The following is a 26,013-nucleotide window of genomic DNA, read 5'->3' as shown; positions in this document are numbered from 1 at the left end:
TCAGCGAAATCGTCCGAGTACATAAAAAATCAAAGAGAGCACAACACTCAGCAATATGGATGTCACAATAGGAAAATAAAACGTCATATTCCCTTTTCGGATGACGATATCCCCCGGCAGGCGGCCGAGTTTGACAAACTGCATGACAAACCCGACAATGATGAGCACAACGCCGATCGTCATGATCAACTTCGGCAAGCTGTTCACCGCTTCGGCACCTCCATTCCGAAATGGGTGTACGCCGCCGGCGTGACGACACGCCCGCGCGGCGTACGTTGCAAGAGACCGATTTGCATCAAGTACGGCTCATACACTTCTTCAATCGTTTGCGCTTCTTCACCGATGACAGCCGCCAGCGTTTCGAGCCCGACCGGACCACCGGCGAATTTTTCAATCATCGCTGAAAGCAGCTTATGGTCGATTTGGTCGAGTCCGAGCCGGTCGACTTGCAGCCGCTCGAGGGCTTCGACAGCGAGGGGCTGCGTAATGTCCCCATCCCCGCGCACTTGCGCGAAATCGCGGACGCGCCGCAGCAAGCGATTGGCGATGCGCGGCGTGCCGCGCGCCCGGCGGGCAAGCTCAAGCGCCGCTTCTCGATCAATGCCGATTTGCAAGATGGCCGCCGCCCGCTCAATGATTTGGGCAAGTTGGTCGACGTGATAGTATTCGAGCCGGCTGATGACGCCAAACCGGTCGCGCAGCGGCGCTGACAGCGCCCCAGCTCGCGTCGTCGCCCCAACGAGCGTAAACGGCGGCAAGTCAAGGCGGAGCGTACGCGCATCCGGCCCCCTGCCGATCGCGATATCTAAGCAATAATCCTCCATCGCCGGATAGAGCACCTCTTCCACCGCCCGCGACAGCCGGTGGATCTCATCAATAAAGAGCACATCCCCCGGCTCGAGCGACGTTAACAGCGCCGCTAAATCGCCGGGCCGCTCGAGCGCCGGGCCGGACGTCGCCCGCAGCTTGACGCCCATTTCATTGGCAATGATCACCGCCAGCGTCGTTTTCCCAAGCCCCGGCGGTCCATACAGCAGCACATGGTCGAGCGTCTCTCCGCGGAGCTTGGCCGCTTCAATGAACACTTTTAAGTTTTCTTTGATCTTATCTTGCCCGATATATTCATGCAAATATTGCGGGCGCAAACTTGGTTCAAACACAGCCTCTTCCCCTAAGACCTCCCCAGATACAAGCCGTTCCTCCACCGTTATCCCTCCCTTTGGCCGCTGTTTATCCCAAAAGCAGCGCCAGCGCCCGCTTCACATACTGTTCCGTCGACATCACTTCTTCGCGGAGCGCCGGAATGATTTTCTCAATCTCCCGTTCAGCATAGCCGAGCGCCTTGAGCGCCGCCACCGCCTCGGCGAGCGCACCAGAAAGCGGCGCGGCCGAACGCGTATCCGCCGGCGCCGCAAGCGTCCCGAGCTTCCCTTTTAAATCCAAAATCATTTGTCGGGCCGTCTTTTTGCCCACACCTGGAAACTTGCATAAAAACGCCTCGTTTTCTTCCTCGATGGCCCGCGCCAGTTCATCCGGACGCCCAGCCGCCAAAATGGCGAGGCCGCCTTTCGGCCCGATGCCCGACACTTGCAGCAGCTTGGCGAACAAGTTGCGCTCTTCGCGCGTTGGGAACCCGTACAAGGCGTGCACATCTTCGCGCACATATTCGTATGTATAGACGGTCACCGCCACCTCACGGCTTTCCTGAAACGCAAACGGGTTCGGCGTAAAGATCTCGTAGCCGATGCCGTTATGGTCGATGACGATATATTCCGGGCAGACGTAATCAACATACCCACGAATAAACTCGATCAATGGTTGCTCCTCTCCTTTTTTTCGTCCTTTCATTGTATCATATGATTCCATTATAGCAAAAAGAAATCCCGCGATGCGCTTTGCACCACGGGCTTTCGCTTCGCTTATTGGACGACCGCAAAATGGCGGTACATTTCGATCACTTGTTCATACTGTTCCTTCGAGAGGACGCGAATTCCTTGCTTCAACTTCTCTTGCTGGCGGCTTTCGAGCTTTTGCACGTCGATTTGGAAAAACGACTGGATGATTTCGCTCGACCGGCCCGGTTTGCCGTTGAAAATAGACAACGTGCCATCGTCTGTAATCCCGAAATAGCCGTTTGTTTTTAACAACGGGGAAATGTCGTTGATTGTTTTGCGAAACACGATCGTCTGATCATCGAGCGTCACGAGTTGCCAATCGCGATATTTTTTCCATATTTCTTTCAGCGAATCGACGGTTTCGGTGACCTTCTCTTCGCTCATCTCTCCGTCCAAATATTGCCGCTCGAGCACGATCGTCATCTTGACCGCTTCAGCGGAGACCGAATGAACCGGTGACACGATGGCGGCGATCCACAGTATGAAGAAAAGAATTCGCATCGTTTGTTCCTCTCTTCTCGGATGATGGTTCCTTTACACCACTAGTTTCACCAGCGGACGCCATTTTATTCCTTCCCCATCAGCTTTTTTGCAAGACAAGCTGCCGCGGATCCAAAAAGTGGGGCGAGGATTCGAGCCAATGGCGCTCGATCATCATATTCGATTATGTTCCGCGACCTTGGAACGTCTGCACAAAAAATCCGCCGGCCTCGCCGACGGACGTCGCTACTCTTCAAGCACTGATTCGTCCAAATTATGGTACACTTCTTGGACGTCATCATTTTTTAAAAAAAGCGTGATAGATATATCAATACCTAAACGGTCACTCAATGTACTAAAATTTGCTATGTATATCATATCACGCTTCTATTAGAAAAAGCAATACTAAAATGTCGTATATCTTCACAATTTTTTATATTAACTCAATTCACACGTCAATATCAACAATCCCGTTCTTGTTAAATCAACGTTAATAACTTTCCACGTTTTATCCATCACTTCAAATGTCGTATTTACAGTAAATTTACTTTTATTCGTTTCATTATTTTGCATCGTGACAATAATTTGATTTTCCGGCACTCTAATTGGCGCAAAATCATCTATCTTGAAAGTGTATTTGTCAACAATAATCGGAACATCTATACTCGCTACAACAATCGTTTCATATATCGGCTCTCCGAAGTCGTTATAGCCGATTAGCCGTTGTTCTGTTTGTTCAATATGTATCGTTTCATTCGTTTTTCGCATTAATGCTTTCTTATACATTTTACCTTCTGTAATATCAGACACAATTAGATAGTTTTTTCCATTGTACACAATAAGATTCCCACGCTGGATTGAATCGAGAGTATAAATATATTTTTCTTCATAATCGCCGATTTCTGCATTATTTACAATACATTTTTTCGATACATTGTCGATGATAACCGTTTCCCCGACTGAATCAAGAAGAAATTGAAAATCTGAATTATCTATTGTAAAAGGATTCATTTTGTAGACCTCCTTACATTAAAATAACGTTCTCGACAGCGTTACATCATGTCACGCTATCACTTAAACAACATAAATACATTACCCGTTTGCTCTTCATCATCCGTTTTCATTTGACGGATTTTTCGTTCGAGTTGATCAATACGATTCAATAAATTTTCGTGAAAATCAGTAACGGTCATATCATCGAGTTTGTAGTTTTTCATTAAAGATGGATTATTCGCAATTGATTCAAGAATTGATAAAGCAGTTTTATATATATTGCGTTTATTCGTTGCACTTGAAGGATTATATTCGTCATGAGCATTTAAGCCATTTTCTTGAAGATAAATCGCTAATTCGTTTTGATCTAAATCAATATCTTGAATCTCTAAAAGCAACCGTTGAAGATTCGTCATATACATCATTTCCTTTCATTTTATTTTTTTAGATAGGTAATCATAGGCAAAGCACATTTATTTTTAATAGAAACGAGCAATATTGCATCTATGTTAAAAAAACGTTGAAATATAGGCGTTTTTTGAATGTAGAGTGAATGTGCGAAAAGTATTGAAAAATCAACGTTTTTGGATGGTAGAGAATTAAAAGAAAAATTTTCGTGCGTGTGTAAAATGACTTGCTACGGGCAATTTTTGTCAATTAGGGGTATTTCGTTTATACAAAATCATGCATATTGTATTCATCGGCATAACGTTTTATTGTTAACATAATAGCCATTATGTTAAACACCATTATTTGACAAATATTGATTTATCAATGTTTTTCTGTCAAGTAAAACTACTTGATTTTATACCATATATGGTATATTTTTTCACAAACTTTATGCAAAACATATCAAAAACCCACTATTTATCAATGATCTACTAATGCATAAACTTTGTGAAATATAAGTTTCGATAAAACTTTGATTCTATCATTTTTGATCTAAAATATACAGTAATTACATAAAAAATGTATAAAAAAAATCACGTCAAATTTGTCGATCTGCACGCATAGTAAGTCCAAAGTTGGACTTGACCGCCTGCCCTGCCCTGCACCCCCCTTTTTTTAATTGGCTTTTTGCGTCTATTCATAACAGGCGCGAGCAGGCGGATATATCATTTGTCAACCTAATCCCTTTTCACGTTTACATTTTAATTAAACACAACATCTTGTGTCTAATTATTATCAATAACACTGGATATTGTGTTATTTTCTTCCTTCAATCTCATCATCTCTTGTTGCACATCATTAACATACGGATTCTGTTCAAGCATCGTTTGCAAACTCAATGCACCCATTTCACGCAATGCTTTCATGTTCTCGATTACTTCCTTATCCGAACTTGGCAACGCATACTGGAATACAAGCCCTAATGAATCAAATTCCTCATCACTAAACGTTACGCCTTTATATTCGAGCAATCGTCTAATCTTCTCAAAACGTTGCTCAATACCTTCTCTTATATATTGTTCATTCTGTCCTGCCTTCATCATCGCGAGTTGATACAACATTTTTACTGCTTCTGTGCTTACATTACTAATATCTGTTCTACCTACTGCAATTGCAGGCAAATGTGCTACTGTATACAACGCATTCAATAATGTTTCGTATAATGTATCAAACGCTTGTGAATCAAACTTATTACTTACAAATTCAAATGTTGCTCCGTCATCTAAATTCAATCCAGCCCCTACAATATCGACTGGAAGTGATCCTTTCAACTGCTGCCCTGTAATAACTGGAATCCCTGTTATAAATTTGTAATATGCATCCGTTGCTTTACTCAATAAATCTTCAAGTGAATCTAAAATACTTATCCATTTCTCAAGTTCACTTTTACCTTCATTCTCATTCACTTCATTTGTCGTTTTATACACGACAGGCAATCCCGACAAATTCGCATATCTTCCTGTTAAGCGCAATTCTCCGCCTTTATTATCATAAGTTTCAACCGTATCATCTGTGTATAAAATATAATAATCTACTCCGTTCACAGTGTACGCTTGAACAAATGCAATCATTTCATTCTCATCATTGTATACAGGATACGCTTCGCTTGCATCAATGAGTTTGCTTTTGATTACATTCTTATCAAAATATACATACTCATACACTTGCCCGTATTTGAGCATCTTATCTAAAATCTTATAATTTAGTCGATCATATTTACCTTGCTTATTTACTCGTTGATATTCTTTCACAATGCGCTCTTTTCCTGTAATGGTTATTGGATTTTGAAGAAGGAAACTCGTTTGAAAATTTAATAATGTCAACGCATGATTCAAAACAATCTTTCTCGGCTCATATTCTTTTCCGCCAAATTTTTCATTTGACTTTTGAAGGATTTTATGTTTTCCGTCGAGATACTCTTTAAGATTCATCACTTTCATAATTCTTTGTTGTGCTGATACGTTTTGCACTTCTTCAATAAACCAATCATCGCGCCCTTCATGATATTCTTTTATGTATTGTTGAAGATTCATTTAGAAATTCCCCCTTTTATCAAATATCAACATAATATTTTCCTTGTTTCATCGCTTGTACCGCCATTGCAACAGCAATCACTAAATCGTCATGATTCTTCGCGCCTTTTTTCGCATTTGTACGCCCTTTCGCATCTTCTTGATATATTTTCATTTCTTCCAGTGTCCGTACACACTCAATGTTAATCATGCTAAGTTCAAACATCTCTTTCATGTCATTTATGATGATCGGCTTCGTAACGTTTGTTGTCTGAAAACCAAGTTGCATTTTTTGTTTTCCTCGCTGATCGAATACTTTTTGTTTAAGAAGATTTAAATAGCCGTAATCCTTTCTCAAACGTTCAAGCAACGGCAAGCCATATGAGTTACGCTCTACACATATAAAAGCATAATTGTAAAACTTTCCTAAAGCATCAACAATCTCTGCAAATTTGTAAACAGGAATATCATTTGCATAGAATGAAGCGACTTGCTGTCCATCAGCGTCAAAAATACTCATCGTTGAATAGTCGCCGCCTTGACCCGATGCAACGTCTACACCTGCAAAATGCCTTACTTTCGGTTTCGGCAAATGAAAGATAAAAAGATTTTTGTTTATGTATGGTTTTAAAATATCGGGCAACATATCATATACATCTTTCGTTTCAAGTGGCGGTATCACATAATGCAATCGTTCAATAATCTTTGCAGTGTCAAAGATTGACTTATTGCTTTCCGCAAATGCAATATCGGGTGTAGTCGGAAATTCCCTGTTAAATTTTTCCAAACTATTTGTCGCTATGTAATAACGTCTAAACATCAATTGTCTATATGTAGCACCGTATTTGTCACGCAAAATTCGCTCATCCGGCTCTAAATCCTCGTATGTCATTCGTCTGCCGTTGTTATTAGCCCGAAACCACGCTTCTGCTTCATCGAACGTATGTTTAAACTGTTTCTCATACGCTTTTGCAAGCCATGAATAGAAATGTGCCTTCCATACGCTCTCTTTATCCCTATATGCCTTCATGAACATTTCTTGATAGGTGTTGTAGCCATAAGCGGTTGATTCGATAATAATTGCACTAGATTCATTTTTCGCCAAAGCCGGAATACATGTTGCAATGATTTCTTCCTGTACATCAGCAGGATACTTTGCCATTTCTGATAGGTGTATCATTTGGAAGGTATTTCCACTTATACTATCTTCACCGTTGGCAGTAGCAATAATGATACGTGAGCCGTTGTCGAGATAAAGTTCATCTCTGTTGTTTAGTAATGTTTTCGGAAACAAATTCGGATATTTATCATGAGGAAGATTTTTATACATTTTCTTCAATTTAACGAAAAGTGATTTACTGACGCTTGCATGATGCGTCATAATAATATAATTTGTATCGGGCTTTGTGCATGCTGAATAAAGCATGTATGCTAGTGAAAGTGTTGTGAAGCCGATTTGTCGCCCTTTTAAAATGATGTTATATTTTGACATTTCATCTATAAATTGCGACTGTTCAGCGTTCAAAATAAACGGTACAGTATCACCGTTATTGTCAACGATCTTAATGAAGTTCTTCGCAAACAATTTAAAATCGTTCATAATAATCTGTAATTTCTGCTCTTTTGTCAATCTTTTAGTCAATCAATTTCACCTCCTGTGACACTCTTTAAAAACGAAAATATGTCTGTTTTAAATTTCTAAATCGTCATCATCATCGTCAATTTCTTGTGCCGGCTCATCTTTCTTCACTTTCGGCTTTCGATTCATTTCACGTTGTAGTTTTTGTACTTCTGAATGAAGTTGCAAAAACAATTTCACTGCTTTTTCATCACCCTGTTTCGCCTTTTCGCAGACAACATCATATATAGTTTCAAGATCACGTTGCATTTTGCCTTTCATGTATAAAATGTACAATTCAAAATACTCATCCGTTTGCTCCCAGTTACGAAAGACGATCATCGACTTTCTATTTGCCCACTTGAGAAACTCTTCGTCTGTCATATTTAAAATATGTTCATTCTTTGGTGATCGTATTTGAAATTTCCGCATAAAATACGCTCGTTTTCGCCACTCTAGTTTTGACAGTGCTTTGTGAATGTTCATTATTTATCCTCCTTTGAGCCAAGATGTTTTTCTAAATGTTTTATGTCTGACAATATTTCTTTCGTAATCAATTGCTGTTCTAAAAGATTTAACTTCATTAGCGACAAACGCATTTGCATCATTTCAATATTTTCTATGATCTCTTGAAACTCTTTCATATAAGATTCCTCCTTATTTTTTTGATTAAATAAAAAAGGACTAGCATTTTGCTAGCCCATTAATCTAATTCATCGAGAAAACTTAAATCATCGTCATCATTATATACTTTTCGCTTTTTCTCCATCTCATCAAGAAATTGTAATAATCTTGATTGACGTCCTTGGCGTTCTTTTTGTTCCTCTTCTCTTTTCTTTTCGTCTAATTCCCAATCTTGTACAACAATAGAAGCAATATCAATTATTTCTCTTTCTTTCTTCTTCTTTTCTACAAATTTATTAATATTTGTTTCATCTTCTTTCCGTTGTGGGAAAAATTCATTAAATACTTGATCTTTGATCTCTTTCCTTTTTGACAATGTAAACATTTCACCTGTTTTCACGTGTTGTTTATAAAGTTCCCAACCTCTCTGAATCATATCTGGACGATCATCATACACAAATTTACCATTTATTAATTTGCCTGTTTGGAATCCTTCAATTTCTCCGTATCCTTCGAGATGTTGATCATAATACGAATAGAAAATATGTTCAACCTCATTCACATCAATTGAATCAATATTCTTTTCATCAACCGCAACAATAGTGCCATCTTTTAAACGCACTGCATTTGTCATTTGTTTCAGCATTTCTTGTTCTTGTTTCCGCTTCTCATCTTTTACTTTTTCTTGTGCTTCTTTCATTAATGAATCAACAATATATTTACCTTTGTCATTTTTGCTTATCGCATTAATTCTAAATTCTGCTTGCTTTTTCAATTTCTCGTCATTTGTTGTTAAGTAAATGTAGAAATCATTAGCAGTTAATTGCGAATCTTTAATATACCAGTTATGCTCTCGTTGTTCTTGCTCATTAGTTGTATTTGTAGTATTATTTTCTTGGACAGTTTGAACGTTTTCTTTAGATGATGTTGCTGATTTAACGGCAACATTTTCTTTTTGCTCGACTTTCTGAATATAGTATCTATTCTTTTCTTGTTTCTTTTGCTGTCTATCCTCAACCATCTCATCTGTATATGTTCCAGTTTCCTTGAAAATGATTTTTCGTTGCACCGCATCTTCAATCATTTCAATAGCCGTTTTTCTCGAAACACCAAGCACATTTGCCCATTCGTTATAAGACGCTTCAAAACCATTGAGTTTTTGATAACGTGCCACACAGAAATAAATATAGCAATCCGTTGCGTTTTTAAATGAACGGAATTTTTCGTATGAAAGCATTTCATATCCTTTTGCTTCAATTTCATTAAACGTAATATATAAAGCATTATTATTTTTAAATTGATCGGCTTCAAATGAAATAATATCTTTTTGTTTTAAATTTAATAAGCAATTCATAATGATTTTTTTATTGCTGTATTCTTTATTGCTAAAAGAAATATTTAATGTCTGATGAATTAAGTCAACACTGGTTAATACATATTCTTCATATGTTCTATTTGTGTAAAGATAGCAATAAATATAAAATTCATCTTGTGTTAATTTGTATTGTGAAGAATAATCAGCAAATGAATTATAACATTTAATAAACATATACAATTTCCCCTTTCTTGATTAACTGATTATTGAATAACTAATTTTGAATAACTACTTACTTAAAACTGAAAACTTACTCAACTATCCTTCTATGTAAGTAAGTTTTCTTTGTATTTGTAGTATTCTATGTATTACAGTGTAAATTTCGTCATTTTTTTGCCGAAAATTACACCACCCCTAGTGTAAATATCGGCAAAATTTTTCCGATTTTTACACCACCCTAGTGTAATTTTGGGAAAAATTTTTCCGTTTTTTACACTAGTGTATTTTTCGTCACTTTTTTGCCCGATTTTACACTAGCATGATATTCTTTGATCGCTTGATTAAGTTCATCCGTTACAGAAAAAAGATAGAATTTCTTCAGTGTTCGATCTGCATATGCTTTCGTGATGTATTCAATATTCTTTTCATATCTCAAAAAATCAGCCAGCCGTTTGTCGTAACAAAAGAAATAATTTTTAGCCATTTTTGATTACCTCCTCCTAGCAAAGTGTCGTATATTTCATTTTTCTTGTGTTAGTTAGCGCAAAAGAGATTAAATTTGATATTTGATCTTTCGATTGAATACGATATGTATAGTCATCTTGTGTTTTGAATTGTGCCAGTAATGTAAATTGCTTACTAGGTAACTCTATCGGAAAATCAAAAAACCTTTGCAATTCTGCAAGGGCAATATCAGTTTCTAAATATCCTTCTTTATTTAATTTAATTTTTGATTTAAGATTGTACTTTTGTTGAAGATGCAAATAATCGGCTTTTGTTGTTTCATTGAGTAAATCAATTAATTCTTCAAAGCCAAGTAAATATAAATATGTATTATGTACTTTTCTAAACGCATCAGAATAGTGCCCTAGAAAACTTGAATCAATTGCAAGAAGTATCATCTTACCCTCTTTGCTTTTTGGTAAAGGTAAATTATAAAAACTCCACATGATTAATGTTGTGGACATAGCATATTTCTTTGTGTAGTTACCTGCATGTATCTTCAATAAAGCATTGATATTCGCAGTAAGAGGATTCACATAGTCATTTTCATTAATTCTTACTACATGATTGCACCAAGATTTTCCTTTATGCAAAGCAAGGTCAATTGCGACTGCTTTCCGTTTATCTTCTTTATCAGCAACGAATATCTTATTAAAATCGTAAAAGTAATTGATTTCATTTTCTTTGACGTATTTTTCAATAGCGCAACCTACAAGCGAATCTAAATCATCAGTTAAAATAAGCGTATTTTGTTTCGGTGTATAATCACTACACCACTTCGGGAATTTCTCTTTCAATTTTTTTTTCATGTAATACAGTGAAGAGAAGAGAAATACTCCCGCCATCCTTTTAGAAAAACTCAAAATAAATATTGATTTTTTTCGTCAATAACCCTTTGACAACCCTTCATTATTGAAGGGCTGTTTCCTCCTTTTACTCCAAAGAAAATTTTATGATTTTAGAGTAAAAGGAGGCGGTCATGACGTATTTCTTACTTCTTTCACTTTTTCACCTCCATCTTCTTTTTTTCTATAAAACGTCAATTTTATTTTTGATCGATATATTCTCTATATCTCTTTTCTTTTTCTCGATTCATGCCACATTCGCCGCGTTCATAGCGACTTAAAAGTGATTGTGAACATTGAAGATATTCTGCCAGTTCTTTTTGTGAAATTCTCTTTTTTCTGCGCTTGAGTAAATACTCATCACGCAATTTGATATTCATTTCCTTTCACTCCTTTTCTTCAAAAATATGAGTAAAAAATATATAAAAAAAAGAGGACACAAGCATTAAGCAAGTGCCCCCTTTTTGGCTATGTATTTAATTAAGCAACCGTTACAACCGCAACGGCTTTCGGGCTTGCAACCTTTAATGTTGCTTCAGCGATGACATGACCTTTGACGCTGTCGCCGGTTTTGGCAAGCGGTTCAAAAATCGGCTCACGCAAAAATACAGCACGTACATATGCGTCATTAAATACAACCATTTTATCGGCCGGCACATGTTTAGAAAGAAGAATATTCAATGTGCCGTAATTCGTTGTAATAGAATCTACTACAAGCCCGAATTCGTTAGTTTTGTGTTGATAAGAATAACGATCTTTGTAGATATTATCAATTTGTTCTTTAATTTCAGCATTAACAAGTGCGTAATAATTACCTTCAGCAAGGTCTTGCATCCAAAGTTTTCTCATTGCCTCTTTAATTGTATCTTCTGTGACTGTATCAGTTACATTGACAGCGTTCGCAGGATCAGCGAACGAAATAAGTCCGCCCATTTGTCGTTTTCCGCTTGTTGAACCGTCATTTTTCACGCCGTTAATGAATTTTTTCTCAATGTTTGCTTTGAGTTCGAAAAGACGGTCACTAATTTCGCTTGAAATTTGCGCTGTTTGCATCGCTTGAGCCGTACCAGAAACACTCACGCCCTTCTTGAAAATTTCAAGCACATTGTTGAGTTCACGACGTGCGCTTTCTGTAAATACAGTTGTTTCGCTACCTTCTGCAAACGTAATATCTTCATCATGAGAAAGAGTTTTTTCGCGCCATGTGTAAATTGTAGATGTCGCTTTTTCAAACCCTTTTGCGAGAAGCAGAGAAGTCAACGGTGTTGCTTGTACTCCGACGACCGCGATTTCTTTAGAAAGATTGACAAGTTCAGCATTCGTAAAATTAGTAGATTTAAACATATAATATCATCCTCCTATATTATTTATTATTGAAATAATTTCGATAATTTCGCGCTAATCATACCTGCAACATCTTTTTTCTTTTCATATACGCTATATTCATCAGTTTTGACATGATCAGAAGGCACGTAACCACTTTCGATACGAATTTCATTGACGATATTTTGAAGTTTCTTCACAACATCAGCCAATTCATTTTCATCATTAACTTTTACAATATCAGAAAATTTTTCCAAACCATTTTCTTTCAATGTCAAATGCACTTGTTTTTGAAATAGTTCTTGCTCTTTTTCAGCGATTTTTTTCGCTTTTTCTGCTTCATCAGATAGTTTCTGTTCAAGTTTAGATACTTTCTCGACAAGTTCGAGATATGTTTTCATATCGACTTGTTGTTCTTGTTCTTGTTGCTGTTCTGTTTGTTGTGCTGTTTGTTGCTCTGTTTCTTGTTGTTCTTGAATTACTTTTTCATTTTCATTCATACTATCTACCCTCCATTTTCTTTTTTTTAATTAAATTCAATTTTGACTGAATCTCTAACAAGAATCGGCTTGTTATTGTAAACTCCCGAAAATTCAAAGATAATTTCACTTTGATTTGTCGGGAGTACATAATCATAAAAATAGACACCAACATTTTCTTTGTCGTTGTCTGTAAGTAAAATTTCTTCAATCAATTGTTTATTCTTATCATAAATCTTTAATTTCACGTCAGCAGGATCAATATTTTGCCAATCAAACGTTTTAAAATGACATTTCAATCGTACTGTATCGCCTGCCAGTGCCATTACATCACCTCCACATCTTCACACCATACATAATTAATTTAAAACTCCACATTGGAAGGATTTTCAATTGCGTATATATCGGAAAGATTATCTTCAAACTGTACAGTTGAATGATTTTCAAAAGTATATGTATTTGAAAAATTTTCCTCGAATTGTACAATTGAAGGATTTTCTAATACAGTTATATAAGCATTTACAGTTTTATTTCTTATCGGAGCAATTACGTTTACATTGGATTGAATGTTATCAACATAAGATAATAATTGCTTAATTGTCTTTGTTTTGCGTTCAACAATTGAACCAATAGGATTCATATAACTTGTGACCTGTTGTGTTACACTTCTAACCGTTCTATTTGACTTCTGAACGCTTGTTTCAATTTGAAGGATATAAGTCGATATTGTCTTTTTCGTGCGTGTATGACGTTGTATTTGCGTCTGAATGTTATTTAAAAATGATTGTGTTTGTTTCGTTGATTTATTTGTTTTACTCAATTTTGAATATAAAGGATTTACATATGATTGAAGGTTGACCGTTTGTTTTTTTGTGGGTACTCCAAACACTTGCAAATATGGATAATCCCCATTTATGCCCCATGTATTCAGAAAATCCCAATTTTCAAATGATGATTGTTGTTTCATTTGTGCAGTAGTTAATCCTGTTCCACCCTCTGAGATTGTTTGACCACTTGTATTAATATCCCAGTATGAATTAAATACGTTGGTTGTTGAAGTATTATCTCCGACTAACCCGCCAGCAGGATATGCTGTTCCTGTTTCAGTATGTATTACTCTTCCTGTTGAATAACTATTTTTAACTTTTGCTGTAGATGATCCAATGTAACCTACTAATCCACCAACTCGTCCAAATCCTGTTATGCTTGCATGTGAATAGCAATTTTTAATAGTACCATTTAGGAATTGACCAACGATTCCACCGATCATATATTTTCCTTGTACAGTTCCTGTCACAAAGCAGTTTTCAATTGTACCGTTACTTAATTGACCAACAATTCCACCAATCCAGTTTGCAACATTTCCGCCCGATATATTGCAATTTTCAATTCCAACATTTTTAATAATCGTTGTAGCATTATTAATATAGCCGAACAATCCTACATAACCCGTTGATTCACTAATAGTTAAGTTTTTTATTTTGTGTCCTTTACCGTCAAAAGTTCCTTTAAAAAATGTTTTTGTATCTTTTCCAATCGGAACAAAATTCCCCCAACTGCCCATATCAATATCATTACCTAATTCATAATAAGCAGTTAGGTTATTTCTAACATTATGTAAATCTTGCGGTGTTTGAATGATATAAGGACTCGATTGCGTTCCTGCGCCTAGCATAATTATCACACTTTCGGCACTTGAATTTCATGAATCACTGTTAATTCATCCATGTCACTTTGTATCGTAAAAGGTGTGAATGATTCAATTGAATAAGGTTGACCGCCTGTTGCAACATCGTAAATTGCGCTTGATGCAAATGTTTTCGGTTTCGTAATATCAGCATCAGAACCTTTAATGACGACTTGCAATTTTAATACTTGATCGCCTGCGTTGTGGATCCATTTCACCCGACTGTCAGAAGGCGAAAGACGTACAATTGCATTACCCATATCGTCACGAAGTTCAATGTATTTCCAATTGTTTTGAATATAGTTTCTTAACGCTTGATAAGCACTTGCTGTAATTTCAGCCATTTATCGACACCTCCAATTTTTCAATTTTTTGTTCGATTCGTTCGATTGCTTGAACGATACGTTCTTGTGCTTCATTTTGTTTTTCGATTTGTTGTATTAATTTTTCTTCACGCTCTTTTGCTTCTTTTCTTGTATCGACAAGCAACCATACGAAAAGAAGCGCAAATACTCCATTACTTGCGAATTGTTCAATTGAAATAGATGAAATGTCCATTTGTCAACGCCTCCTTTCTAAAAAGATTAAAAAATATGAGTAAAAATTAAACAAAAAAAGAGTAGGCAAAAGCCCACTCTCAAGAAAATGGAGGCGAAAAAGCAAAGAAGTAATGAAGAAGTTGCAAAACAAAAAGTTGAAAGGAGTGCAGAAACTCTACACTTCATGAGCATTTTTTTGCATCGTTGAAACAACTGACCCATTAAATCCCTCATACACAGAACATACTACACAACGAATCGAAATGCCCAAACCTCATCATTGTGTAGCCGAAAGTGTTTTTCGCCCGTGCTTCTTTTATCTACATACACATGCAGAAAACACTTTCAGAAAAAAAAGATCATGTGCATGTAGGATATTCGTTTTCTGCCTATAGGCATTTTAAAGCCGACCAACCGCCACAAACGAATATCAAAAAAAACAGCGAATTAGTCAGCAAATTTATAAATAAACGTACAAGATGAATCTAATAAAACACCTTGTACGTTGATTTTAAAAATAAAAGAGTGAGCAAAGTTCACTCTAATAATAAGAAAGTGGAGGATTAAGAAATGAAACAAGAATTAATTAAATATGACACTAGACAACAAAATATCGAAGGAGATACCCTTCATTCATTGTCGATTGAATCGGCAACGAATGAAAAATACCTCTTCATAAATAAGTACATTTTTTAATAAAGTCAACCTTTTACCCCTTCATATATAGCGACATATTTTATTAAAAAATTTTATACTCTTCATAATATAGCTTTTAAAATGAAAATTTTTTACGATTTTTTTTACGATTTACCCCTCATAATTATATATTCTGTGAAAAAGTCCTAATTTTTCACTATTTTTTCCTGTAACTATCGCATTTTTTGCAAATTGACTGTTTACCTTCCTTAAACAAGTATTGTCTCAAAATCGCTTCAATCCCTTGTCGCTCTAGGGCTAAAAGTAATTTTCTGAAAATTTATTTTTCTTGAGAAGTGCCCACTCTATATATAGTAATAATTCAAGTACTTTTTTTGTCACTTTTTCGCGTAAAGTATATACCCCTCAATAATATATAAAGGCGAAATGAAAAATTTTTACGGTTTTTCCTTAAATTATATCCCCTCACTATATTTCATACTACAAAAATTCTTTAATTTCTCCCGCTTTTCTGACGTAAATTGAAAATTTACCTCCTCATAATTATATATTCTGTGAAAAATCCTTAATTTCTCCCGTTTTTTCCGTCACTTTCACGCTACTTCTATATCCTCCATCATTTCACGCCACACTTCTTGTGCTTCACGATCAAGCATCGCTGACACAATCGCATAGAAATAGCCGAAAATGTTTTGAATTTTACGCCCACGTTTGATATTGCGAATCATTTGTTTTAGCGCTGAAATAGCAAGTTCAACTTTATCTCGAACACTCATATATGTGTAGTAGTATGTTTGAATTTGAATAACCTTCCAAAATTCTTCTATAATTTGAAAATCATTCCAGAAACAACGTACAAAATCACGAAACTGTGTTGGCACTCTTGAAGAAGTATATGAAGCGTCGAGATATTTTTTGTCAGACATATTTTTAGATGGTGTATTCTGATCGACGTTTTCTGTACGTTTATTATTATCATGATTGCTAGTTTCAAAAGAAGAATGATAGTTTTCTGCTCCGTCAATTGTCGCGTTTTTTGTTACGTCAACAGAAGTGTAGCGCTGAAATACATAGACATTGTGTGCTTGTCGTCCGTTTTCTTTTTGTGTATTGTAGACGATCACAAGACCGAATTTTTTCGCTTTTCGCAACATACGCTCAAAAGTAGAACGTGAAATTTCCTGCCCTGCTTCATGACATGCTGAAACAAGCGTTTGAATTTTTGCATTGCAAACGCCAGCGACTTTTGCGCTAAATCTAATTAAACGCTTTAATGCGATCAGTTCCGATTTAGTGAATTTAGATTTTACATCAATCATCCACTGCTCGATGTTATTGTTAAAATCTTTTAAATCACGAAACTGTGACAAATGCTTGAATTGCTCAATATTGCCTGCTTTCATTTTTTCTGCCTCCTATCAAACATATGTTCGATAGGACAGACACAACTAAATAAACCTACTTGATTTCTCTTTTTAAAAATTGTAGGATTTAATTAGGCGTATGTTTAGTTGTGTCTATCCTTTTGGGAGTGGATATTTGCGGTATCCACTCCCGATTTTTTGTTATTCTTCTTCGATATTATTGATTTGTATTTCAAAATTCTCGACATTCGGCTTCAAAACTTCACCGTTTAAGTTTTCAATATGCAATTTAATATTTGCCACTGATAAATCATTTAATTGGCGCTGTGCAATCATTTCCGCTTCTTGTTGATTATTTGCTTTCACTTTCATAGAAACTGTTGTTTTCACGTCTGCAAGAATTAGATATTCTTTCATGTTCTTATCCCCTTTCGTCCTTTCTTTAATTTGCATACTTTAATGCTTCAAATACTTCCTCAAATTCTCTTTTCAATTCAAGAAGAAATGAAGCATCTTTCCCTTTCTCTTGTGCAATACGGATGTCACGATTGATATTTTGTAATTGCGCCCAAACCGCTGATTTTAATGTCGCGAGTTCCTTTTCCGTCACTTTAATTGTTTTCATTTACGCTACCGCCTTTCTGATTACTATTTGCTTTCCTGCATAACTTTCATTCAGTGCAATTGTTTGACCGTTTAAATCTTCTACAATGAACGAATTATTTAATGCAACAAGTTCCCCAATTTCGAGTTCAAGAAATGGTTTTTCATTGATAAATGTAAGTGTGCCGAAAGTTTCCATTTGATTATCTCCGTTTTAGATTCATTAGTGGACTTGTATTTCTTCCGATCTCAATAATTTGTTCATCCTCAATACTTTGCAAATAACGTTTAGTGATTTGAATATCTTCGTGCCCTAACAAACGACTTAAACTATACAAATCTAATCCATTTCTTAATTGTTGTTGTGCGAAACAGTGACGCAGGGTATGCGGACTACAACGAATGTTTTTCCGCACTTTCGCTTTTTCTCCAGCATTTTTTACCACTCTTTCTACCGCTTCAACGGTCAATGGTTTGCCACGATACGAAAGAAAATAATTACTATATTCTTGAATTGAATCTTTAAAGTGTTCATTTTTTATTCGCTCGTACTTAATCATGTACTTTTTCAGCATCGGGCTGATGTAAATGTATCTATGCTTGTTGCCTTTACCATGTATTCTGATCGTGGTTTCAAATATGTCATTATGCGTGAGTTGACAAAGTTCAGTTGCTCTAATGCCCGTGTCAATGAACATCATGAGAATCAATTTATTACGTGCTTGCATGTAGGTAGTCATTTTATAAACATTCAACATTCTCACAATTTCATCATCAGAAAATGTCTTGATTAATGTTTTTGGCTCTTTCATCCATTTCACACTTATACATGGATTTTGTTTTTGTGTAATATAACCTTCTTCAACGCAATAATTAAAAAAGGCACGAATACTTTTTAGAATAGTGTTGACGTATGATTCCTTTCTTCCTTTGTTCTTGAGATACATGAGATAAGATTTAATATGTTGTGTTCGCACATCTTCCAACTCATCAATTTGAAATTCATTAGACAAATATTTAAGAAACGCTAAATTGTTATTTCTGTACCCTTTTTGCGTTCTCTTGGAGTAATTTTGAATGTCGATATGGTATAAAAACTCTTTTAAAACATCCTCTAAATACAAAACAAAAGGTCACCCCCTGTATAGAAAAATTTTCTATACATTGAGTGACCTTAAAAATGTATATCGTAGCAAAAAGGTAGCGATTTTTTGTATATCAACGCTTTTCAATTTGAAATATGAAAATGTATATCTTAACAATTCATATCTTTTGGATATGTGCTTTTTGAAAAACGTTGATATTTCGCCGCTACTCCTCAAGCACCGATTCGTCCAAATTATGGTACACTTCTTGGACGTCATCATCATCTTCGAGCGTATCGATCAACTTCAACATTTTTTTCAAATCGTCGCCCTCAAGCATCGTATACGTTTGCGGAATCATCGTCATTTCGGCGCTCGCAAACGTGAATCCATGCTGTTCCAGCTCGTTTTTGACCGTTTCAAACGATTCGGGCGCTGTATAAATCTCAAACGATTCATCCGTTGTTTCCATCTCCTCGGCGCCCGCTTCAATGGCCAACAGCAGCAATTCATCCTCATCGACGCTGTGCTGTTCGCGGTCTATCACGAGCAGCCCTTTTCGCTCGAACAAATAGGAGACGCATCCCGTTTCCCCTAAATTGCCGCCGTTTTTTGAAAACGCCGCGCGCACATTGGCGGCGGTGCGGTTTTTATTATCCGTCAAGCAAACGACCATAACGGCAACGCCGCCTGGTCCATATCCTTCATAGCGAATTTCCTCATAGTTGGTATGTTCTTGGGTTCCAGTTGCTTTTTTAATCGCCCGTTCAATGTTTTCGCTCGGCATGTTGGCCGCCTTCGCCTTCTCAATGACAAGGCGCAAGCTCGGATTGGACGCTGGATCGCCTCCGCCACTTTTGGCAGCGACGTAAATTTCTTTCGCCAGTTTCATGAACAGTTTGCCGCGTTTCGCATCTTGGGCATTTTTCCGCCGTTGGATATTTTTCCACTTCGAATGTCCAGCCATCGAAAGTTCCCCTCTCATCACAACGGAATGTTCCGACTATTACTATAGCAAAAAACGCGGAAAATGTCAGCTGAGCCCGGCGGGAAGCAGCAAGGAAAGAAGGCGCCCCGTCTTTTAGGACGCCTTCCCTGCCCTTTGTCACCGGTTGTTTTCCGGCCGCTCTTGAATCGTGTCGCCGATAAAAATGGTGCGCAAGTCACGGCGGATTTCTTCCATATTGATCGGAGTCCCGCGTCGAAGCGCGTTGTCGATCGTGCGGATGCGATGGTACATGCTTGGGTTGGACGTGACGCGCACCCGCTTGCCGTCGGCATACGGAGCGACCGCTTGCTCGACACGCTTCTCAAGCCGCTCCGGATGGCGGTCGTCTGTCGCAATGGCAACAAGCGCCTGATCGCCATACACAACCGCGCGGGCATCGTCCACTCCACTCACCGCTGCAGCTCGGCGGGAAAGTTTTTCCGCTAGACCACCGTCATAGCTTCGATAGTACGACGGATGCGGATCGACGTTTAACGAATGCAAATGCCCGTGATAGTTGTAATCGCTATCGCCGAAATCAACATCGGGCGGAAGAGCCGGAACGTCGGTGTCAAAACGGGTCGCCGCCGGTCCGCCGAGGCGGCCGCCGTCCGTCAAATAATCGGTGACCGGACCGCGGCGCGCCCATATATAACGGTTGTCATAATTGAGCGCATTCGTCCCGTATCGGCCATAGCGGAAATCGTCGCCCCGCTCTGTCGAGTAATAGCCAATCGGTCTCGCCGCATCGTTGTAGCGCTGAGCTCCTTCGTCATTCGCCCCGTAGTTGGCGCACGAAGCGAGCAAGCCGGCGGCCGACAGCACACCGATCCATTTGACCGCGTATTTCAATGGAAAACCCCCCTTGGTTTCCTTCACCCAAGGCTGGCACGAAGCCAGCCTTACGTTTAGCTTACGGAAAACGCGGGGGGTTTATCGCTGTCAGTTCACACCAATGAAGCAACGGCTAAAATTTCGGCGGCGCGATCGCCAAGCGCCGTTTATGATGCGAACGTTCATGAAGCTGTTCGATGATTTTTCGATCGCGTTCCGGAATGTCTTCCCCTTTTAAATATTTATCGATCATTTCATACGTCGTGCCCATTTCGCTTTCATCGGTCTGCCCTTCCCATAATCCGGCGCTCGGCGCTTTCACAATGATTTCTTCCGGAACGCCGAGCAGGCGGCCCATTTCGCGCACTTCGCCTTTTGTAAAGTGAATGAGCGGCACTAAATCGACCCCGCCGTCTCCGTATTTCGTAAAGTAGCCCGTATGCCACTCGGCGGCGTTGTCCGTACCGACGACGAGATAGCCGTAATTGTTGGCGACGGCATACAATGTCGTCATGCGCAAGCGCGCCCTTGTATTGGCATCGCCAAGCCGTGCACGTTCTTCCTTCCACTCCCCGATGGCTTTCAGCTCGGCCTCGACTGCGCCAAACAACGTCCGGTGCGCCTCGGTCAAATCAATGATCAAATGTCGGATGCCGCAACTCTTCACCACTTTCAGCGCGTCTTCCATATCTTTCGGATTGCTTTTGCACGGCATGATGAGTCCGAGCGAGTTGTCCGGAAAGGCGCGCTTAATCAAATGGGCGACGACCGCCGAGTCGATGCCGCCGCTGATGCCGACGACCGCCCCGTTCAACCCGGCTGATGAGACTTGGTCACGCAACCATTGCACGAGCTTGTCAATTTTTTCTTGCATCCGTCCTCGACTCCTTTTCCAAAGATTCCATTCTTCATTGTAGCATAGCATAAAGGCGGCGGACAAACCGTTCTCTCCGCTTGCGGTCAAACACAAGGGGGCGGCGGCGTGCGGCGGCTGACCGCCATTCGCGAAACACATCAGCCGGAAATAAGAGCGCATGCAAAAACCAGCGTGTTTCCAACCAACGGCGAAGCGGAGCGAAACGGGCAAGTGTTGAATAGGACCAGCCGATATACGGCAAAAGGCGATTGGCGTATTGGCAATAGTCAAGCCCGGGCGAGGCAAGAGCGGCCGCATCATAGTCGATGAGGTACATATGGCCGGTTGTGGTGCGCAAAAAATTATGGGAGGCGACATCACCATGAATGATGGCAGCAGAAGCCGCCGCCAACTCTGGAGCATGCTCGCGACATGTTGATAGACAGTAATCCGCCCAGCGCAGCGTAAACAAAATGTCTTCTTTGTCCATGATCGTTTCAACAATAGGCAAATGTCGGCAAAACTCCTCATAGCGACGCCGCCATTTGTCATACAGCTGCGCACGCGGCAGCCCCATCGCCTCCTGTTCGCTGCTGGCGATGTTTGCCGTTGCTGTATGGTAACGTTCAAGCAAACGAAGTCCGTCGGCGGCGTCAGCCCAAGCAGCAAGCGCGAGCGGACGCGCTCCGGCTACATATTCCGTCAGCAGCCAATAGCATCCGCCGGCTTCAACCACTCCCCCGCGCCCGATCGGCATAGGAGCCGGCGCGGAGGAAAAACCGGCCTTCCTTAAGGCGGCAAGAAGCCAGGCTTGCCGCGCGGCCGCAACAGGAAAGCGATACGCCTTGGCGACAAACATTCCTTGGCGGGCGGCAATGGCTAAGACATGCGGTTTCAATGCCACAACTTGTTGAATAACAAGCCCATATTGGCGGTCAAGAAGAAAAAAGAGACGGCCGGCGGCGTCTCTTTTCACTTGGTTATTGTTCCTCGCCATGCCCGCTCTCCTCATCCGGCGGTTCGCTAAACAAACGCGGACCGGCAGTCGGCGGAGCGGATGATGGCGGGTAGGATGGCGGCGCGTATCCCGCTGGACTTGTCGGGTAAACGACGCCTGGCCACGGAAGCGGCGGCGCTGACTGCGGCGCATATCCGTATGGACCCGGCAGGGCGTACCCTCCGTAGTACGGGGGCGGCGCATAGGCCGGCGCATATCCAAAAGGCGGATAGCCGGCAGGCGAAGTATACGCCGCAGGCGGCGCATAAACTGCCGTTGCAGCGCCGGGCGGTGGGAGAACGCCCCCTGTGGACGGGACAAACGGAGCGGCAACCCCAGGCCCAGAAAACGGCGGCTCTAATGATTCACTGCTGCTTTCGTGAATGCCGGGAAACGGCGCCGAACCGTTTTCCGGACTTTCACCGCTTTTCCCAACGGCCGACGGTGCAGACGATGGCGGATAGGACGACGGCATGATCGGCAGCGGCGGCACGTAAAATCCGCTCCCCGGCCAAACTGGCGTCACTGGCGTGCATCCTTGGTCAGTGCCAAATATTGGGGCCGTCGGCGGGGCGACAGGAACGTATGGAATGTTCGGCAGCGGCGGCGCGTCTTCGCTCTCAGCCGCCGGTTCCCCTTTCCATTCAGTTGGGCTTTCATTGTCCTCCTCTTTCATCACGTCAGGCAAAATATTGCTCGGCTTCGGTGGAATCGGCGGCACGTTGGCCAGCGATTGAGCGAACGAAAGCTGAGGAGGCGGGGCCACCGGCGGAATCGTATGCACAAGCGGCGGCACAGAGGCGCTTTTCGCTTTTGCCCCTTCTTTTGCCTCCGCTTTCGGCGTTTTTGGTGCTTCTTTTGCCGTTGCTTTTGGCGCTTTTTTCTCGACAGGCTTGGGCATTTCGCTCACCACCGCTTTCGGCGCCTCACCCATCGAGGCCTTTGGTGCTTCATTGATAGGCGCATTCGGCGTTTCGTTCACCGGTACATTTGGCGTTTCATTTACCGGTACATTTGGCGTTTCGTTTACCGGCACGTTCGGCGCTTCATTCACCACTGCTTTTGGTGCCGTTTTTGGCGCTTCCTTCTCGACAGCCTTTGGCGTTTCGTTCACTGGTGTTTTCGGCGCTTCATTCACTGGCATAGTCTCCGCCTTTTTCTCCGGCGCTTTCGGCGTTTCCTTTACGACCGATTTGGGCGTTTTCTTTACTGCTGCCCCGCCCTCCGGAGCAGGGGCGACAGCGGTGTCAAGCTCGGTATCCATGTGGAATGAGACAAACGGCTTTGCCTCCGCGTAGGGGTGCTCTTTCACATACATGTTTTTGGGTGATCCAGGCGCCTTCGCCTCTTTTTTGATCGGCACCCCTGCTGTCGGCACTTTGATTTTCATTCCAGGCATAATCATATTCGGGTCGCTCAAATGCCCATTTATTTTTTTCAGTTGTTCAAAATCCACTCCATATTTCTGGGCGATGTTCCAAAGGGTGTCGCCCTTTTGGACAATATGGATTTTCACTCCGTTCCCCTCCTAAACCGAGACTGTTTACGCTCGATCGAACCGATGCTTGTTTCCCGTTATCGTCTTTCAACACAATGTATGACGATGATCGTTGATTTATGATAAAAAAATCCCTGGCCAAACGAGATTCCTCTCATCAAGCCAGGGAAAAAGCTAGGCAAGTGAAAGCATGCGGTCGAGCGCCTCTTTTGCCTCTGCGGCAATGTCTTTCGCAACGGTGATTTGGTTGACGACCGCCCCCTGTTCCAACGATTCGAGCGCCCAGACAAAATGCGGCAAATCAATTCGATTCATCGTTAAACACGGACACATATATGGGTTGAGGGACACGATCTCTTTGTCTGGATGCTCGTGCTTCAGCCGGTTCACCAAATTCATTTCCGTTCCAACCGCCCACTGGGTGCCAGGTGGAGCATTGCGGATCGTTTCAATAATGTATTTTGTCGAACCGGCGTAGTCCGCTTGCTGGACAACTTCCCAGCTGCATTCCGGGTGGACGATCACGTTGATCCCCGGTTTTATCCGCCGAATATGCTCGATTTGCTGGACGGTGAAGTTTTCATGCACGGAACAATGCCCTTTCCAAAGAATGACCTTCACCTTGTCGAGATCGTCAGCGCCTTGGAGCGTCTCCTCATGCGGGTCCCACACCGCCATCTCATCAAGGCTGACGCCAAGTGCGTAAGCTGTATTTCTCCCTAAATGCTGATCCGGCAAAAAGAAAATTCGTTCCTTTTGTGAAAATGCCCATGCCATCATTTTTTTGGCATTTGACGACGTGACGGTCGCCCCGCCGTGGCGCCCGACAAACGCTTTGATCGCCGCGGTCGAATTGACGTACACAAGCGGTACGATCGTCTCGCCAAACCGCTCAGTAAGCGCCCCCCATGCCCGCTCGACTTGAAAAATATCGGCCATATCGGCCATTGAACAGCCGGCGCGCAAATCCGGCAAAATGACCGTTTGGTCGTCGCTCGTTAAAATATCGGCGGTTTCTGCCATAAAATGGACACCGCAAAACACAATATATTCCGCCTCGCTGTTTTTTGCCGCGAGTTGGGCAAGCTGAAGCGAATCGCCAGTCGCGTCGGCGAACTGAATGACTTCATCCTTTTGATAGTGATGGCCCGGGATGAAAAGACGCCGTCCGAACCGTTCTTTCACCGCGCGCGCCCGCGCTTCAAGCTCGCTTTGTTCCATTGTTTTATACCATTCCGGCATCTCATCCATCCGTTTCAACTGTTCAAGGACGTTCACGGTTCTCTCCTCCATTATCGCAAATTGAAACTTAGATCAAGCGCCGGGGCGGAATGGGTTAAACATCCGAGCGAAATGTAGTCGACTCCGGTCGCGCCGTACGCCGCCACATTCGCGAGCGTAATTCCCCCCGATGCTTCCGTGATGATCGGCTTCGGCACAAGCCGGACGAACGCCCGCACTTCATCCGGCGTCCGGTTGTCAAACATAATGACGTCCGCCCCGGCTTCGACCGCCTCGAGCACTTCGTCTTCCGTTTCCGTCTCCACCTCGATTTTCACCATATGTCCAAGGCGCTCCCGCACCATTTTGACAGCGCGGGCAATCGATCCACAAAAGGCGATATGATTATCTTTAATCATGACGCCGTCGTACAGGCCGAAGCGGTGGTTGTAGCCGCCGCCGCATGTGACGGCATATTTTTCAAGCATGCGCAGCCCCGGCGTCGTTTTCCTTGTGTCACAAATGCGCGTGTGGCTTTGGCCAATCAAGTCAACGGCCTGCCGCGTCACGGTGGCAATGCCGCTTAACCGCTGCAGCAAGTTTAGAATGACGCGCTCGCCGGACAACAGCGGCCCGACCGGCCCGGACACGGCGGCGATCGTTTCACCCGCTTGGACCCGTTCGCCGTCCTGTTTCATGATGGTTACTTCGACGCGTGGATCCAGCAACTGATAGCCCGCCGCAATAATGCCGACGCCGGCCACCACCCCGTCCGCTTTGGCCATAAACATGCCTGATGCCCGTTCATGAGCCGGAAAAATCATCTCGCTCGTCACATCGCCATCGCCAATATCTTCAAGAAAAAACTGTCGCAGCAGTTGTTCGAGCTTCAACCGGTTCATCTTTCATCCCTCCGTTTTCTTTGCC

General features: G+C 41.3%; 32 protein-coding genes. All 32 read right to left on the bottom strand.

Going from position 1 to position 26,013, the window contains the following annotated elements:
* Window positions 1-207 carry a DUF2905 domain-containing protein gene (locus N685_RS0110145; protein WP_031408043.1) on the bottom strand — a complete coding sequence of 69 codons (207 nt, stop codon included), beginning with the start codon at window positions 205-207 and terminating at the stop codon, window positions 1-3.
* Entirely contained in the window at window positions 204-1,205 is a 1,002-nt protein-coding gene (gene ruvB, locus N685_RS0110140) for a Holliday junction branch migration DNA helicase RuvB (protein WP_031408041.1), read from the bottom strand. Before ruvB ends, N685_RS0110145 begins: the two co-directional genes overlap by 4 nt.
* A 25-nt stretch (window positions 1,206-1,230) precedes the next feature.
* Complete coding sequence (gene ruvA / locus N685_RS0110135) at window positions 1,231-1,815, bottom strand: Holliday junction branch migration protein RuvA (protein ID WP_031408039.1); 585 nt, start codon at window positions 1,813-1,815, stop codon at window positions 1,231-1,233.
* A 104-nt stretch (window positions 1,816-1,919) separates the two neighbouring features.
* On the bottom strand, window positions 1,920-2,396 hold the full coding sequence (locus N685_RS0110130) for an intercompartmental signaling factor BofC (RefSeq protein WP_031408036.1): 477 nt from the start codon (window positions 2,394-2,396) through the stop codon (window positions 1,920-1,922).
* Between the two features lie 417 nt (window positions 2,397-2,813).
* Window positions 2,814-3,386 (bottom strand): hypothetical protein, encoded by a 573-nt coding sequence (locus N685_RS0110125; RefSeq protein WP_031408034.1) that lies wholly within the window; start codon window positions 3,384-3,386, stop codon window positions 2,814-2,816.
* Between the two features lie 59 nt (window positions 3,387-3,445).
* Window positions 3,446-3,784 carry a hypothetical protein gene (locus N685_RS0110120; RefSeq protein WP_031408032.1) on the bottom strand — a complete coding sequence of 113 codons (339 nt, stop codon included), beginning with the start codon at window positions 3,782-3,784 and terminating at the stop codon, window positions 3,446-3,448.
* Window positions 3,785-4,543: 759 nt separating this feature from the next.
* Window positions 4,544-5,851, bottom strand: coding sequence for a phage portal protein (locus tag N685_RS0110115; protein WP_031408031.1), 1,308 nt, complete (start codon window positions 5,849-5,851; stop codon window positions 4,544-4,546).
* A 19-nt stretch (window positions 5,852-5,870) separates the two neighbouring features.
* Window positions 5,871-7,472, bottom strand: coding sequence for a terminase large subunit domain-containing protein (locus N685_RS0110110; protein ID WP_031408029.1), 1,602 nt, complete (start codon window positions 7,470-7,472; stop codon window positions 5,871-5,873).
* A 48-nt stretch (window positions 7,473-7,520) separates the two neighbouring features.
* Window positions 7,521-7,934: a hypothetical protein gene (locus N685_RS0110105; RefSeq protein WP_051870815.1), complete on the bottom strand. Its 414-nt coding sequence runs from the start codon at window positions 7,932-7,934 to the stop codon at window positions 7,521-7,523.
* On the bottom strand, window positions 7,934-8,092 hold the full coding sequence (locus N685_RS19570) for a hypothetical protein (RefSeq protein WP_156961389.1): 159 nt from the start codon (window positions 8,090-8,092) through the stop codon (window positions 7,934-7,936). The genes N685_RS0110105 and N685_RS19570 overlap by 1 nt, the downstream gene beginning before the upstream one ends.
* A gap of 59 nt (window positions 8,093-8,151) precedes the next feature.
* Window positions 8,152-9,621, bottom strand: a complete 1,470-nt coding sequence (locus N685_RS0110095) for a hypothetical protein (protein ID WP_031408024.1) — start codon at window positions 9,619-9,621, stop codon at window positions 8,152-8,154.
* A 256-nt stretch (window positions 9,622-9,877) separates the two neighbouring features.
* Window positions 9,878-10,090 carry a hypothetical protein gene (locus N685_RS0110090; protein WP_031408023.1) on the bottom strand — a complete coding sequence of 71 codons (213 nt, stop codon included), beginning with the start codon at window positions 10,088-10,090 and terminating at the stop codon, window positions 9,878-9,880.
* A 16-nt stretch (window positions 10,091-10,106) separates the two neighbouring features.
* Window positions 10,107-10,955, bottom strand: coding sequence for a hypothetical protein (locus tag N685_RS0110085; RefSeq protein ID WP_237746893.1), 849 nt, complete (start codon window positions 10,953-10,955; stop codon window positions 10,107-10,109).
* A 200-nt stretch (window positions 10,956-11,155) separates the two neighbouring features.
* Window positions 11,156-11,335 carry a helix-turn-helix domain-containing protein gene (locus N685_RS0110080; protein ID WP_031408019.1) on the bottom strand — a complete coding sequence of 60 codons (180 nt, stop codon included), beginning with the start codon at window positions 11,333-11,335 and terminating at the stop codon, window positions 11,156-11,158.
* 100 nt (window positions 11,336-11,435) lie between these two features.
* A complete protein-coding gene (locus N685_RS0110075; protein WP_031408017.1) occupies window positions 11,436-12,299 on the bottom strand; it encodes a DUF5309 domain-containing protein in 864 nt (287 codons plus the stop codon).
* Window positions 12,300-12,325: 26 nt separating this feature from the next.
* The gene (locus N685_RS0110070) at window positions 12,326-12,778 is read right to left on the bottom strand and encodes a hypothetical protein (protein WP_031408015.1); all 453 of its coding nucleotides are present in this window, start codon (window positions 12,776-12,778) and stop codon (window positions 12,326-12,328) included.
* A 26-nt stretch (window positions 12,779-12,804) separates the two neighbouring features.
* Window positions 12,805-13,083: a hypothetical protein gene (locus tag N685_RS0110065; protein ID WP_031408013.1), complete on the bottom strand. Its 279-nt coding sequence runs from the start codon at window positions 13,081-13,083 to the stop codon at window positions 12,805-12,807.
* Window positions 13,084-13,121: 38 nt separating this feature from the next.
* Complete coding sequence (locus tag N685_RS19010) at window positions 13,122-14,432, bottom strand: GLUG motif-containing protein (RefSeq protein ID WP_071880176.1); 1,311 nt, start codon at window positions 14,430-14,432, stop codon at window positions 13,122-13,124.
* Between the two features lie 5 nt (window positions 14,433-14,437).
* A complete protein-coding gene (locus N685_RS0110055; RefSeq protein ID WP_031408012.1) occupies window positions 14,438-14,788 on the bottom strand; it encodes a hypothetical protein in 351 nt (116 codons plus the stop codon).
* On the bottom strand, window positions 14,781-15,002 hold the full coding sequence (locus tag N685_RS0110050) for a BhlA/UviB family holin-like peptide (protein ID WP_031408010.1): 222 nt from the start codon (window positions 15,000-15,002) through the stop codon (window positions 14,781-14,783). The genes N685_RS0110055 and N685_RS0110050 overlap by 8 nt, the downstream gene beginning before the upstream one ends.
* A gap of 1,231 nt (window positions 15,003-16,233) precedes the next feature.
* Complete coding sequence (locus N685_RS0110040; RefSeq protein WP_031408008.1) at window positions 16,234-17,043, bottom strand: hypothetical protein; 810 nt, start codon at window positions 17,041-17,043, stop codon at window positions 16,234-16,236.
* Between the two features lie 162 nt (window positions 17,044-17,205).
* Window positions 17,206-17,421 carry a hypothetical protein gene (locus N685_RS0110035; protein WP_031408006.1) on the bottom strand — a complete coding sequence of 72 codons (216 nt, stop codon included), beginning with the start codon at window positions 17,419-17,421 and terminating at the stop codon, window positions 17,206-17,208.
* Window positions 17,422-17,446: 25 nt separating this feature from the next.
* On the bottom strand, window positions 17,447-17,629 hold the full coding sequence (locus N685_RS0110030) for a hypothetical protein (protein WP_031408004.1): 183 nt from the start codon (window positions 17,627-17,629) through the stop codon (window positions 17,447-17,449).
* On the bottom strand, window positions 17,630-17,806 hold the full coding sequence (locus tag N685_RS19565) for a hypothetical protein (protein ID WP_156961387.1): 177 nt from the start codon (window positions 17,804-17,806) through the stop codon (window positions 17,630-17,632). It abuts the gene before it with no gap.
* A 4-nt stretch (window positions 17,807-17,810) separates the two neighbouring features.
* Window positions 17,811-18,731, bottom strand: a complete 921-nt coding sequence (locus N685_RS0110020) for a tyrosine-type recombinase/integrase (RefSeq protein ID WP_031408002.1) — start codon at window positions 18,729-18,731, stop codon at window positions 17,811-17,813.
* Between the two features lie 187 nt (window positions 18,732-18,918).
* Window positions 18,919-19,659, bottom strand: coding sequence for a YebC/PmpR family DNA-binding transcriptional regulator (locus N685_RS0110015; protein WP_031408000.1), 741 nt, complete (start codon window positions 19,657-19,659; stop codon window positions 18,919-18,921).
* Window positions 19,660-19,797: 138 nt separating this feature from the next.
* A complete protein-coding gene (locus N685_RS0110010; protein ID WP_031407998.1) occupies window positions 19,798-20,532 on the bottom strand; it encodes a YhcN/YlaJ family sporulation lipoprotein in 735 nt (244 codons plus the stop codon).
* 115 nt (window positions 20,533-20,647) lie between these two features.
* Window positions 20,648-21,388 (bottom strand): NAD(+) synthase, encoded by a 741-nt coding sequence (nadE, locus tag N685_RS0110005; protein ID WP_031407996.1) that lies wholly within the window; start codon window positions 21,386-21,388, stop codon window positions 20,648-20,650.
* Window positions 21,389-21,422: 34 nt separating this feature from the next.
* Entirely contained in the window at window positions 21,423-22,367 is a 945-nt protein-coding gene (locus tag N685_RS0110000) for a phosphotransferase (protein ID WP_031407994.1), read from the bottom strand.
* Window positions 22,351-23,883, bottom strand: a complete 1,533-nt coding sequence (gene safA / locus N685_RS0109995) for a SafA/ExsA family spore coat assembly protein (protein WP_031407992.1) — start codon at window positions 23,881-23,883, stop codon at window positions 22,351-22,353. Before safA ends, N685_RS0110000 begins: the two co-directional genes overlap by 17 nt.
* Before the next feature lie 156 nt (window positions 23,884-24,039).
* Window positions 24,040-25,143 (bottom strand): quinolinate synthase NadA, encoded by a 1,104-nt coding sequence (gene nadA / locus N685_RS0109990; RefSeq protein ID WP_031407990.1) that lies wholly within the window; start codon window positions 25,141-25,143, stop codon window positions 24,040-24,042.
* Window positions 25,144-25,157: 14 nt separating this feature from the next.
* Window positions 25,158-25,988 carry a carboxylating nicotinate-nucleotide diphosphorylase gene (gene nadC, locus N685_RS0109985; protein ID WP_031407988.1) on the bottom strand — a complete coding sequence of 277 codons (831 nt, stop codon included), beginning with the start codon at window positions 25,986-25,988 and terminating at the stop codon, window positions 25,158-25,160.
* Window positions 25,989-26,013: the final 25 nt, after the last annotated feature.

It is taken from the genome of Geobacillus vulcani PSS1, from assembly GCF_000733845.1.
In the GTDB taxonomy this organism is placed as follows: Bacteria; Bacillota; Bacilli; order Bacillales; family Anoxybacillaceae; genus Geobacillus; species Geobacillus vulcani.
The sequence above is the reverse complement of the archived record's forward strand: the minus strand, read 5'-3'. Positions and strand labels throughout refer to the sequence as shown.